Genomic DNA, 12,525 nt, shown 5'->3' with positions numbered 1-12,525 from the left:
TCGCTTTGGCTTAAATTCTCAAATGAATCTTAGGTGCGTCGGCTCCAGTCATTGCTGACCAGAGCGATTTACAAAGTTTCATTCAAGGTATAAGCACTTGTATCTTGAGTGTCATCCGTCTGCAATCCAACAGCGCCAAACTTGCGTCCGGGGCCATCAAACCATCAGGTGACTGCGTCAACCACAAGCACTCACACCTATCAGTTGTTCATCTTGTTAAAGAGCAGTTTTACTTCTTACTACACAGCGTCAGCAGCCTTGCCGCCTTCGCTTCACTCGCTGCCTCAGCAACGAGAGGTGCGCATTATACAGAGCCACTTTCTGTCGTCAACTAATTTATTTCATACTGAAAACTTAGCGACTGTTTTGGTTGCGGGGACAGGATTTGAACCTGTGACCTTCGGGTTATGAGCCCGACGAGCTGCCAGACTGCTCCACCCCGCGTCCGTATCGACCTGTGCTGCGTCGAGAGGTGAAACTATAGCAAACTACGGAAGGCAGCGTCAACCAGAATCTGGCAAACAAACCAGTACAGACGCGGGATGTAAGGCACCTTAGGCAAGATAAGGGCTACACATCAGCCACTTGCATGCGGCTGAGAATTTAAAAAATGGTTCAGGAAAACAGCGCGCGTACGCGCAGCAGATCTTCTTCCGTATCCACGCCGGCTGCGGGGGCCTCTGCTGTGACAGCAACACTGATACGGTAGCCGTGCCACATGGCACGCAATTGCTCCAACGCCTCATACTGTTCAATTGCAGCAGGGGCCAGACTGGCATACGCACGCAAGAAGGCAGCGCGGTAGGCATAGATACCGACATGACGATAGACAGGCATCTGCGCAGGCAAGACCACACCAGCGGCAAAGGCATCACGCGCATAAGGGATAGGCGCACGACTGAAGTACATGGCATAGCCACGCGCATCCAATACTACTTTTACTGCATTCGGATTGAACATGACCTCATGCTCATGCACTGGATGGCAAGCTGTCGCGATCGCCGCGTCGGCTTGCTCCGCCAGGTTTGCCGCCACATCCGCAATCAATGTTGGTGCAATCAGGGGCTCATCGCCTTGCACATTGACCACGATGGCGTCATCACCCCAACCACACGCCCCCACCACTTCTGCGATACGGTCGGTACCCGAAGCATGATCTTCACGCGTCATCAGCGCCGCATACCCGTGATCACGAACCACTTCCGCGATGCGTGCGTGATCTGTCGCCACCACCACACTTGCCGCGCCACTTAACAGCGCCTGCTCAACCACACGCACCACCATAGGCAGGCCGCCAATGTCCAGCAAAGGCTTGGCTGGCAAACGACTGCTGGCATAGCGCGCGGGGATGACCACGTGGAACGCCATATCAGACCTCTTCTTCACCAGGCAGGCGGCGCGCTTCATCTTCCAGCATCACCGGAATGTCATCACGCACCGGAAATGCCAGGCGACAGGGTTTGCAAATCAACTCCAGCACCGCTTTTTTATAATGAAGCGGTCCCTTGCATAAGGGGCACACCAATATTTCCAGTAATTTGTTATCCACATCGACTCCTTAATTGATTCAATAGCTGACCGAGAAAATCACCCTCGATCTCTGCCTGCACGGGCAGATACCACCAGTTCGACTGTGCGAAGGCTGCACACTTGACCGCATCCTTCTCCGTCATCAGCACGACTCCCGTTGACTCGAATGCCAAATCGTCAACGACAAAAGCATGATGATCTGCAAACGCACGTGATTCAAACACAAGACCCAGGCTGCGCAAATGGCTAAAGAAACGTTCCGGATTGCCAATACCCGCCACCGCCATCAATGGCACGCCGATAAAGTCGGAAGCTGATCGACACTGTTGTGATTGTTGCAGATTGATGAACTGGTCGCCTTGCAAGCGCATGGTATAAGCGCCCGGGTGAGCAGCTCCATTACACAGACCATTATATAAAACGAGATCAGCATCGCGCAGACGACGCACCGGTTCGCGCAACGGGCCAGCAGGCAGCAAGCAACCATTCCCGAACTGGCGTTCACCATCGACCACGACTATCTCCACATCGCGCTGCAGAGCGTAATGCTGCAGACCATCATCACTGATCAGCACATCACATTCCGGATGGGCTGCCAGCAGTGCTGCGCCAGTGGCAGCGCGCTGAGCGCCGACCCAGACCGGACAGGCGGCACGACGCGCCAACAATAGTGGCTCGTCGCCTACACTGGCAGCCTGACTGTCCGCCATGACCGGCAGCACCTGCCCTGAGTCACGACCATAACCACGACTGATCACACCGGGATAGAACCCCTGCTCGCGCAAGCGCTGGACCAACCACACGACCGCAGGTGTCTTGCCAGCACCGCCAACGGTCAGATTGCCGACGACGATCACTGGCACCGACAAACGATATGACTTAAGCAGACCAAGGCGGTAAGCGTAGCGCCTTAAAGCAACGATCAAGGCAAAACACCAGGAAAGCGGGATCAGCAGCAGATGCCATACGGAAATACCACGCCACTGCTGCTGCAGCCAGATTTCCATGGCTTGTCAGTGGAACTGTTTACGGTACAGCTTGGCGTAATGTTCACCTAGCTGCATGAGCTCGGCATGACTGCCGGACTCGATGATATTGCCCTGCTCCATCACCAGAATGCGATCAGCGTTCTCGATGGTGGACAGTCGGTGCGCGATGACCAGTGTGGTACGGTTACGCATCAACTCATCCAGCGCAGCTTGTACATGCTGCTCGGATTCGGTATCCAGCGCAGAAGTTGCCTCGTCCAGCAACAGGATAGGGGCATCTTTAAGGATGGCACGCGCGATGGCCAAACGCTGGCGCTGGCCTCCGGAAAGGCGCACACCACGGTCGCCGATCTCGCTTTGCAAGCCGTTAGGCAATTGCTGAATGAACTCCCAGGCATGCGCAGCCTTGGCTGCTGCAATCACACGCTCCTCACTCGCATCGCGCAACACGCCATAGGCAATATTGTTGAACACCGTGTCGTTGAACAGGATCACATCCTGACTGACCAGTGCAAATTGCTGGCGTAATTGACGTAGTGACAGGGATCGAATGTCTACGCCATCCAGCAAAACCTCACCTTGCTGAAATTCATAAAATCGTGGCAGCAAGTTGATGAGCGTGGTCTTGCCTCCACCGGAGCGGCCAACCAATGCCACTTTTTCACCGGGCTGAATATGAAAACTAAGATGGCTGAGCGCAGACCGTTTGGCATTTTCGTAGCGCAGGCCAATGTCCCGAAACTCGATCGCCCCTTTCGATGCCAGCATGACCGCAACGCCATCATCCACTTCGGCAGGTGAGTCGATCAGCCTGAACACACTGTCAGCGGCGGCGAGTCCTACCTGCAGATCCTCGTTCATGCTGGTCAGGTTCTTGATTGGCGCGATCAGCATCAGCAGCGCGCCAATAAAAGCAGCGAATTCGCCAGCTGTGAATTTACCTATTGCATAGTAAACCACCAGACCAAGCGCGACTCCCGCCAGTATTTCAATGACCATACTATTCAAACATGCCAGACGGGCGAGGCGAATATGGATACGTCGATTAACGCCTGCGACCTGCGAGAATCTGGCGTTCTCGTATTCCCCACCGCCAAAAATCTTGACGACACGCTGACCAGAAACCGCCTCTTCAATCACCTGAGTCAAATTACCCATCGAATCCTGTACCACACGACTGGCGGCGCGCAGCCTCGGGGTCATGACTTTGAGGTAGATGGCCATCACAGGCGCCATGATCATAAAAATCATGGTGAGCTTCCAGTCCAGATACAGCATATAGCCGACCATGCCCAAAATGGTCAGGCTGTCACGTACCGCCGTGACCGCAACATTGGTAGCTGCTTTGGAGATCTGCTCAGTATCGTAAGTCAGCTTGGAAGTGATTACCCCAGCAGACTGGGCATCAAAAAAACTCACCGGGAATGTCATCAGCTTTTTGAATGCATCAACACGCAAGGCTTCAATCACTCGGCGACCAACCCAGCGCATACCGAATGCAGCGACAAAACCGGCAATTGCGCGTATCGCCAGCAGACCGAACAACATCAGCGGCAAATAATGTGACGTATCCGAATCAAAATTGACGAACCCTTGGTCCGTGACCATCTTGATGGTCGCCAGAAAGCCGGTATTGGTAGCGGAAAGAATGATCAACGCGACAATACTTGCAGCAAACACCACCCAGAACTTCCCGGTATAGCGCAGCAAGCGCAGATACAGATTTTTGGCGTTATATAGGGTTGAAACTTCCATAAGGGCGTGAATTTCTCTCAAATACCATCGAGTTGTCGATGGTTAGACTAAAAACGAACGGGCAGCAGTCCGCGCATGCAGAACTGCAAAACCAATAAACCAGAACAGGTTTAAGAGCCGGAAGAGATCTGTGTGGTAAAGGTGATACGGCTGTAACCAGCGGCACGTGCCGCTTCCATGATATTGATGACAGATTGGTGATTACTGGCACCATCCGCATTGATCACGATGGTCGGCTCTTTCTGTTCACCGGCTGCCGTGCGCAAGGCCGCGCTGATGGCAGCGACAGTGGGGCTTGCCACATTGGTGCCGTTGACCTGGTAGTTACCTGCCGCATCCAGATCGACATTGACCAGTTCAGGCTTGTTCTGCTGCGGTGTCGCTTCTGCAGAAGGCAGATTGATCTGCAGTTCACTCATGCGCGAGAACGTGGTGCTGACGACCAGGAAAATGATGATGACCAGCAGCACGTCGATCAACGGCACCAGATTCATCTCCAGCTCTTCATGGCGTTTGCCGCGTTGAAAATTCATGTCTATTTACGCTCGCCATGAATGATTTCCACCAGCTTGATGGCCTGCTGCTCCATCTCGACGATGTAGCCATCCACCTTGCCACGGAAATAACGGTAGAAAATCATGGCGGGCACCGCCACCACGATACCGCCTGCCGTGTTGTAGAGCGCCACCGAGATGCCACGAGCAAACTGAGCAACATCATGGCCATTTTCAGTGAACGCACCAAACAGCTCGACCATACCGATCACGGTGCCCAGCAAACCAAGCAACGGCGCAACGGTAGAAATGGTGCCCAAGGTGTTCAGATAACGTTCCAGCTTGTGCGCCACCGAGCGGCCTGTTTCTTCGATCGCCTCCTTCATGATCTCGCGCGACGAATCGAGGTTATTCAAGGCACTGGCGAAGATCTCTCCCATCAGGGAGTGATGACGCAACTTGGCGATGCCATCCTGACTGATCTTGCCGTCACGCAAACTGCGCTGCACATCATCCAGCAGATTGGATGGCGCGACCGAGCTGGTACGCAATGCCCACAGACGCTCGAGGATGATAGCCACCGCCACCACCGAGGCAAAAATCAGCGGCCAGATCGGCCAGCCTGCTGCCTTAATAATTTCCCACACGGAACAACTCCTCGATAAGCGCTAAAGTGGCGTTACTTTAGCGTGTGAACCCCGATTCAGCAAGCACGCTACCCGTACTCATTGCGCGATAACAGCAGAAGCATGCCAGTAGCGCGGGCGCTGTTGCCGCCATCCACTTAGCCGTATCCCGTCAGCATCGAAATCCACCAACACTGCACCATGCTGGTCGGTACGGTAAACATGACGGCCAGCATGCACATATCTGGCCACGATGTCTGGCTTGGGGTGTCCGAAACGATTACGGTAACCCGCGCTGACCAGCGCAAACGCCGGATTGACCGCCTCGATGAACGCCGTGGTCGAAGACGTACCACTGCCGTGATGTGGCACCAGCAGCACATCCGCCGCCAACAAGGACGCATCTTGCTCCAGCAGCTGCATCTCCGCACGACGCTCGATATCACCCGCCAGCAGCAAGCGGCCTGCCACATGACTGACGCGCAATACGCAGCTACGGTCGTTATCTTTGGTCGCCGCCTCTACCGACCGCGCTGGATGGAGCATCTCGAAACGTACACCATCCCAGTTCCAGACCTGCCCAGCCCGGCAAGGCTGGTGCCTGACTCCCCTGGGCACAACAGCCAAAGAACTCCAAACTCGACTAACCGGCAGAGACTCGAGCAAAGTCTGCATGCCACCGCTGTGATCACTGTCATCGTGACTGACCACCAATCCATCCAGATGTTGCACCCCCTCGCCCCGCAAGTACGGCAAAATGACGCGGCTGGCCGCATCCGCCTCTTCGGAAAAGCGCGGCCCGGTGTCATACAGCAGCGCATGTCCAGCCGTACGCACCAGCACGGCGGTACCCTGCCCCACGTCCAGCATGACCACTTGCATCGCCCCGTTCGCAGGGCGTGGTGGCGCTGATAAAAACAGTGGCAGGCACAGCACCAGCCCCAGCCAGCGCAGCGGCACACCCCGCGGCAACAACAAACAACCCATGCCCAGTAGCGCCAGCGGCACGCTCCATAATGGTGGCGCGGCCTGGGCCCAAAGACTCACAGGCAAGCTCGCCAACACTTCCAGCAGCTGCATACCCCAATCCAACAGCGCATGCGCCAGCAGCAAAGGCCAGTCCAGCTGCAGGAATGCGCCCAGCAAGGCCAGTGGCACCACCACCAGGCTGATGAGCGGAATGGCAAACAGATTCGCCAGCGGCGCCACCACTGACAGCTGATTGAACATCAACAGCAGCATAGGCAGCAAACCCAGCGTGACAGCCCATTGTGACCACAACGATTGTTTCAGCCAGTGCGCGCTACGCAAACGCCCATGCAAGGCATAGCCGATGACGGCGACTGCACCAAATGACAGCCAGAACCCGGGCGCCAGCACTGCCCAGGGGTCGATCAGCACCACCACCAGCAAGGCCAGCGTCAATACCGCAGACAACCCCAGACCACGCCCCAGCCATAAGGCGGCAGCAAACACCAGCAACATATACAGCGTGCGCTGGGAAGGGATGGAAAAGCCCGCGATCAAGGTATACGCCAGTGCGGCCAGTGCTCCGGCCAGCGTGGCGGCCTTTAGCGCTGGCAAATGCAAACACAGCCGCGGGCTGCGCCGCCAGCCTGCATAACACAATGCAAACACCAGCCCGGACAACATGGTGATGTGCAAGCCGGAGATGCTCATCAGGTGATTGGTGCCGGTATGCAAGAACAACTGCCACTGCTCTGCCGGAATGACCCCTTGATCGCCTATCACCAGCGCCTGCAGCACCCCGGCATAGGCACGCCCTGCCAGCACCTGCTGCATGCTCTGGCGCAACTGCTCACGTACTGCCTGCAGCAGATAAGCGGGTTGCCACACGCGCGATTCAAGCAATTGCGGAGCAGGCTGATGCCGCACATACCCAGTTGCACGCAGATTCTGCTGCAACAACCAGGCCTCGTAGTCGAAACCGTGCGGATTGTAATTGCCATGCGCTTGCTTAAGCCTTACCGTCAATTGCCAGCGCTGTGCAGCCTGCATGACCTGCGGCGATGCGCTGGATCGACTGACTTGATAATTGGATAACAGCACACGTCCCGGCAGGTGTGCGCCTGGCGTCAACACCTGCTCCACGTCAAACACAAAGCGCTGACCGCGTGCATGCGACTGTGGCAGGCTGGCCACCACACCAATCAGGCTGATATCACGCCCTTCCCAAGCTGACTCCAGGCGATCTGACAAGCGACTGTGTGCAGCAATGGCAGCCCAACTGAAACCGGCAAGGAATGCCAGCAGCAAACAGAGCGCTTTGATGAAAAACGAGGGGTAAACAAAGGAAAACCAGCGGTCACTGACTGGCCGGCTTGCAGCAGCTCGCCGCGTCAACACCAGCAACAGCAACAGGCCAAGACCGACTGCAAACGCCAGCGATGGCAAGCCTGGCAGCTCGGCTTGCTGCTGCAAACCCCAGACACCGCAGACAAACATCAGCGCGCCGGGGATAAGCTGCATGCCTAAGGCCTGGTTTGAGTGAGGATTCCGTCCTGCAAACGATACTGGCGCTGCATCTTGGCGGCCAGTGCCAGATCATGGGTGACCACGACCAGACTCACGCCCTGCTCGCGGTTCAGCGTCAACAACAGGTCGAACACGCTGTCGGCGGTATGACGATCCAGATTGCCTGTGGGCTCATCCGCCAGGATGCAGCGCGGCCTGGTGACCAGCGCGCGCGCCACGGCAGCACGCTGGCGTTCGCCACCTGACATCTCGCCCGGCATATGCTCCATGCGATGCCCCAAGCCCACCTGACGCAGCACTTCGGCCGCCTGTTCGGTGGCCTGCTTGCGCGACACACGCCGGATCAGCAAGGGCAGGGCGACGTTCTCCAGCGCCGTGAATTCCGGCAGCAAATGGTGGAACTGATACACAAAACCCAGTGCGCTGTTGCGCAGTTGTCCGCGCTGCTGTTCGCTCAGTGTGGCGACGTTCTGGCCCACGATGCGCACGCTACCGGCATTCGGGCTATCCAGCCCGCCCAGCAAATGCAGCAGGGTACTCTTGCCTGAGCCGGAGGTGCCCACGATCGCCACCTGCTCGCCATGCGCCACATGCAGGTCGATACCATTGAGCACCGAAACATCCAGCCCTGCATAGGTCTTACTCAGGCCGCTACAGGCCAGGATCTCGTCAGGACTATTCATAGCGCAAGGCCTCGGCCGGGTTGGTTTTGGCAGCACGCCAGCTTGGATACAGTGTCGCCAGCAGACTCAGCAAAGCTGACATGCCGGCGATCACCCACACATCCATCCATTGCAACCTGGAAGGCAGGTCGTTGATGTAATACACGTCTTTGGCCAGGAATTGCGAGCCGATGGCCCGTTCTATCATGGGCACGATGGTTTCCACGTTCAGCGCCAGCAACACGCCGAAGAACACACCGAACAAAGTACCGATGATGCCGATGAGGGCCCCTTGCACCATGAAGATCTGCATGATGCTGCGCGGACTGGCACCGAACGTGCGCATGATGGCGATGTCTGCACGCTTGTCCGTCACCGCCATCACCAGCGTAGACACGATATTGAAGGCAGCCACCGCCACGATCAGCGTCAGGATGATGAACATCACGCGCTTCTCCATCTGGATGGCGCGGAAGAAATTGGCATGCTGTTGCGTCCAGTCACGGATGGTGTAACTGCCCATGCTGCCCAGATGTGTCACCAGCTGTTCGGACACGCGCGGCGCCTGGAACATGTCATCCAGCTTGAGACGCAGGCCGGACACCCAGTCACCCATGCGGTACAGGGCGGCAGCGTCGTCCATGTGGATCAGCGCCAAGCCCGCATCGTAGTCATACATCCCCACTTCGAACACACCCACCACACGGAACTGCTTGATACGCGGCAACACCCCGGTGGGCGTGAACTGGCCCTGCGGGGCCATCACCGTGACCTTGTCACCCACTTCCACCCCCAGCGCCTGCTTGAGCTCCAGACCAAGGATGATGTTGAACTCACCCGGCCGCAAATCATCCAGCCTGCCCAGCTTCATGTGCTCATCCAGCTCCGCCACATTGCGCTCCGAGGCCGGCAACACCCCGCGTACGATGGTGCCGCGCACCGCCGACCCGTTGGCCAGCATGCCTTGTGCCCATATATAAGGTGCGGAACCCAGCACATGTGGCTGCCCGGTGACACTGGCCGCCACCGCGGGCCAGTTCTGCAAGCCGCCGTTCGGCTCGTTGATCTCCATGTGCGAGGCCACACTCAGGATGCGCGAGCGGAGCTCATGCTGAAAGCCGTTCATCACCGACAACACCACGATCAGCGCCGCCACACCTAGCGCGATACCGACCATGCTGGTCATGGAAATGAAGGAGATGAAATGGTTGTTGCGCTTGGCGCGGGTGTAGCGCAAGCCGATCAGGAGTTCGTAGGGTAGTGACATGCGCAGATTCTAACAGGCTTGCCTGAAAAATAGATTCAGTAAAAGGTGAGACTTGCATCACCCCGAACAGCCCCCATCATTGAAGGCATCACCCATACGACTTAACTCAGCCAAAAGGTTCATTATGCAACTCGATCTGCAAAACAAAACTGCCCTGGTGACCGCCTCTTCTGGCGGCATCGGCCTCGAAATCGCACGCTCACTTGCCGCCGAAGGCGCGCAGGTGGTCATCAACGGCCGCAGCCAGGCCAGTGTGGATCAGGCCATCGCCAACATTCGGGCTGACCAGCCTGATGCCAGGCTGCTGGGCATCGCCGCCGATGCAGGTACTGAAGCGGGCTGCGCCGCCCTCATCAGCCAACTGCCAGAGGCGGACATTCTGGTCAATAATCTGGGTATCTACGAAGCCGTGGGCTTCTTTGAGGAAAGCGATGCCGACTGGCAGCGCCTGTTCGAAGTCAACATCATGAGCGGTGTGCGTCTGGCGCGCCATTACCTGCAGGGCATGCTCCAGCAGGATAGCGGGCGCGTGGTATTCATCTCCAGCGAATCGGGCCTCAGCCCAGCGCCCGAGATGGCGCATTACAGCGCCACCAAAACCATGCAGCTAGGCATTTCGCGTTCGCTGGCCGAGCTGACCAAAGGCACACAGGTGACCGTCAATGCGGTGCTGCCCGGCCCGACCCTGACCGACAATGTGGAGAAATTCATCCAGGACGTATTTCCGGGTACCGCTCCGGCTGAAGCGCAGCGCCGCTTCATCGCGGAAAATCGCCCGACCTCACTGATCGGACGCCTGATCGACCCCAGGGAGATCGGCGACATCGTCACCTTTATCTGCAGCGCACGCGCCGCCATCATCAACGGCGCCACTATCCGCGCCGAAGGTGGTTTGGTGCGCACTGCGTTCTAATCACGCCCACGCCACCCAGCTCTGCTAAAATTCGAACCATGTTTACTGGAATCGTACAGGCCGTCGGCCAAATAGCGCAGGTCACCCCGGTCGGGGACGACGTGCAACTCAATATCACAGTCGGCGCGCTGGACATGGCAGATGTACAACTGGGTGACAGCATCGCCGTCAACGGCGTATGTCTGACCGTGACAGCTTTCGATGCGGCCTCGTTCAAGGTGCATGTGTCGCGCGAATCGCTGAACTGTACCGTGGGCCTGGACGCACCGCGTGCGGTCAACCTGGAAAAAGCACTGCGCTTCAACGACAGGCTGGGCGGTCACCTGGTCAGCGGCCACGTGGATGGCATCGGGCAGATCGTACGCTTCGAGCCTGTCGGTGACTGCATGCTGTTGGCAGTGCGCGCACCCAACCTGCTGTCACGCTTCATCGCGGTCAAAGGCTCGATCACCATCGATGGTGTCAGCCTGACCGTGAATCAGGTCGAAAAGGACACCTTTAGCGTCAACCTGATCCCGCACACCCTGTCGGTCACCTCATTGCAAACACTGGGCGTAGGCAGCCGTGTGAACCTGGAGATCGACCTGATCGCACGTTATGTGCAGCGCATGGCCGAATGGGAACAGGACAACAACGGGGATAGCGCCTGATGTCAGCGAACCATTCCAGCCTGCCGATCAGCCCGACCACAGAGATCATCGAGGACATCCGCAATGGCCGCATGGTCATCCTGGTCGACGAAGAAGACCGCGAGAACGAGGGTGACCTGGTGCTGGCGGCCCAGTTCGCCACACCAGAACATATCAACTTCATGGCACGCTTCGGCCGCGGCCTGATCTGCCTGACACTGACCGAAGCCCGCTGTCGCCAGCTCAAGCTACCCGCCATGGTGCAAAAGAACGGCAGCAGCATGCGCACCAACTTCACTGTGTCGATAGAAGCAGCAGAAGGCGTCACCACCGGCATCTCCGCAGCAGACCGCGCCCGCACCATCCAGGCTGCCGTGAGCAAGCACGCGACAGCGCGCGACATCGTCAGTCCTGGCCACATCTTCCCGCTGACCGCCGAGAACGGCGGTGTACTGGTTCGTGCCGGTCACACTGAAGCCGGTTGCGACCTGGCCGCACTGGCCGGGCTGGAGCCTGCTTCGGTGATCTGCGAGATACTCAAGGACGACGGCAGCATGGCCCGTCTGCCGGATCTGATCACGTTTGCCCAGACGCACGGCCTCAAGATCGGCACCATCGCTGACCTGATCCATTACCGCAACCAGACGGAAAGTCTGGTGACACGCGCCGCCGAGCGTACCGTGGTCACGCCGTATGGCGAGATGCGGCTGATCGCCTATGCCGACCAGATCGCCAACGAGACCCATCTGGCGCTCATCAAGGGCACACCTTCGCCCGATCAGGAAGTACTGGTACGCGTGCACGAGCCGCTGTCCGTGTTCGACCTGCTGGACAGCAGCAGCCGCAGCCACTCCTGGAACACGCTTAAAGCGCTGGAAGTGATGCAGCAGGCAGAATGTGCGGTGATGGTGTTGCTGCATCACAATGAAGACGGCGCCGATCTGGTGGAGCGCATCCAGCATGCCGACCTGCCGGTACGCCCGCGTCAGGACTTGCGCAACTACGGCATAGGCTCGCAGATCCTGCTGGATCTCGGCGTGCGCCGCATGAAACTGATGGCCACCCCGCGCAAGATGCCCAGCATGGTCGGTTTCGGCCTGGAAGTCACCGGCTACCTGCAGGCGGATGGCGCTGACATACAAAATCAAGCTGTGAGATAATCGA

Annotated in this window: 12 protein-coding genes and 1 tRNA gene; 3 read left to right on the top strand and 10 right to left on the bottom strand. The window is 57.7% G+C overall.

Annotated elements, in window-relative coordinates:
• Positions 1-367: 367 nt before the first annotated feature.
• The 10 genes from ED236_RS06390 to ED236_RS06345 form a co-directional block, all read right to left on the bottom strand.
• Positions 368-444: transfer RNA gene (locus ED236_RS06390), tRNA-Met, on the bottom strand.
• A 171-nt stretch (positions 445-615) separates the two neighbouring features.
• Positions 616-1,368, bottom strand: a complete 753-nt coding sequence (gene kdsB / locus ED236_RS06385) for a 3-deoxy-manno-octulosonate cytidylyltransferase (RefSeq protein ID WP_123237092.1) — start codon at positions 1,366-1,368, stop codon at positions 616-618.
• Position 1,369: 1 nt separating this feature from the next.
• On the bottom strand, positions 1,370-1,549 hold the full coding sequence (locus tag ED236_RS06380; RefSeq protein ID WP_123237091.1) for a Trm112 family protein: 180 nt from the start codon (positions 1,547-1,549) through the stop codon (positions 1,370-1,372).
• Complete coding sequence (gene lpxK / locus ED236_RS06375; RefSeq protein WP_123237090.1) at positions 1,542-2,537, bottom strand: tetraacyldisaccharide 4'-kinase; 996 nt, start codon at positions 2,535-2,537, stop codon at positions 1,542-1,544. The genes ED236_RS06380 and lpxK overlap by 8 nt, the downstream gene beginning before the upstream one ends.
• A gap of 6 nt (positions 2,538-2,543) precedes the next feature.
• Positions 2,544-4,274, bottom strand: coding sequence for a lipid A export permease/ATP-binding protein MsbA (gene msbA / locus ED236_RS06370; protein ID WP_123237089.1), 1,731 nt, complete (start codon positions 4,272-4,274; stop codon positions 2,544-2,546).
• Positions 4,275-4,384: 110 nt separating this feature from the next.
• Positions 4,385-4,807 (bottom strand): ExbD/TolR family protein, encoded by a 423-nt coding sequence (locus tag ED236_RS06365; RefSeq protein WP_123237088.1) that lies wholly within the window; start codon positions 4,805-4,807, stop codon positions 4,385-4,387.
• A 2-nt stretch (positions 4,808-4,809) separates the two neighbouring features.
• On the bottom strand, positions 4,810-5,415 hold the full coding sequence (locus ED236_RS06360; protein ID WP_123237087.1) for a MotA/TolQ/ExbB proton channel family protein: 606 nt from the start codon (positions 5,413-5,415) through the stop codon (positions 4,810-4,812).
• A 78-nt stretch (positions 5,416-5,493) separates the two neighbouring features.
• Positions 5,494-7,884 carry a DNA internalization-related competence protein ComEC/Rec2 gene (locus ED236_RS06355; RefSeq protein WP_123237086.1) on the bottom strand — a complete coding sequence of 797 codons (2,391 nt, stop codon included), beginning with the start codon at positions 7,882-7,884 and terminating at the stop codon, positions 5,494-5,496.
• A 2-nt stretch (positions 7,885-7,886) separates the two neighbouring features.
• Positions 7,887-8,573, bottom strand: coding sequence for a lipoprotein-releasing ABC transporter ATP-binding protein LolD (gene lolD / locus ED236_RS06350; protein ID WP_123237085.1), 687 nt, complete (start codon positions 8,571-8,573; stop codon positions 7,887-7,889).
• Positions 8,566-9,819 carry a lipoprotein-releasing ABC transporter permease subunit gene (locus tag ED236_RS06345; protein ID WP_123237084.1) on the bottom strand — a complete coding sequence of 418 codons (1,254 nt, stop codon included), beginning with the start codon at positions 9,817-9,819 and terminating at the stop codon, positions 8,566-8,568. Before ED236_RS06345 ends, lolD begins: the two co-directional genes overlap by 8 nt.
• A 124-nt stretch (positions 9,820-9,943) precedes the next feature.
• Between ED236_RS06345 and ED236_RS06340 the strand changes: the two genes are divergently transcribed.
• From ED236_RS06340 to ribBA, 3 genes are read left to right on the top strand one after another with little or no spacing between them, the layout of a single operon-like run.
• The gene (locus tag ED236_RS06340; RefSeq protein ID WP_123237083.1) at positions 9,944-10,732 is read left to right on the top strand and encodes an SDR family NAD(P)-dependent oxidoreductase; all 789 of its coding nucleotides are present in this window, start codon (positions 9,944-9,946) and stop codon (positions 10,730-10,732) included.
• A 38-nt stretch (positions 10,733-10,770) separates the two neighbouring features.
• On the top strand, positions 10,771-11,382 hold the full coding sequence (locus tag ED236_RS06335) for a riboflavin synthase (protein WP_123237082.1): 612 nt from the start codon (positions 10,771-10,773) through the stop codon (positions 11,380-11,382).
• Entirely contained in the window at positions 11,382-12,521 is a 1,140-nt protein-coding gene (gene ribBA, locus ED236_RS06330) for a bifunctional 3,4-dihydroxy-2-butanone-4-phosphate synthase/GTP cyclohydrolase II (protein WP_123237081.1), read from the top strand. Before ED236_RS06335 ends, ribBA begins: the two co-directional genes overlap by 1 nt.
• Positions 12,522-12,525 lie beyond the last annotated feature (4 nt).

Source organism: Pseudomethylobacillus aquaticus (assembly GCF_003730115.1).
GTDB classification, from domain to species: Bacteria; Pseudomonadota; Gammaproteobacteria; order Burkholderiales; family Methylophilaceae; genus Pseudomethylobacillus; species Pseudomethylobacillus aquaticus.
The sequence above is the reverse complement of the archived record's forward strand: the minus strand, read 5'-3'. Positions and strand labels throughout refer to the sequence as shown.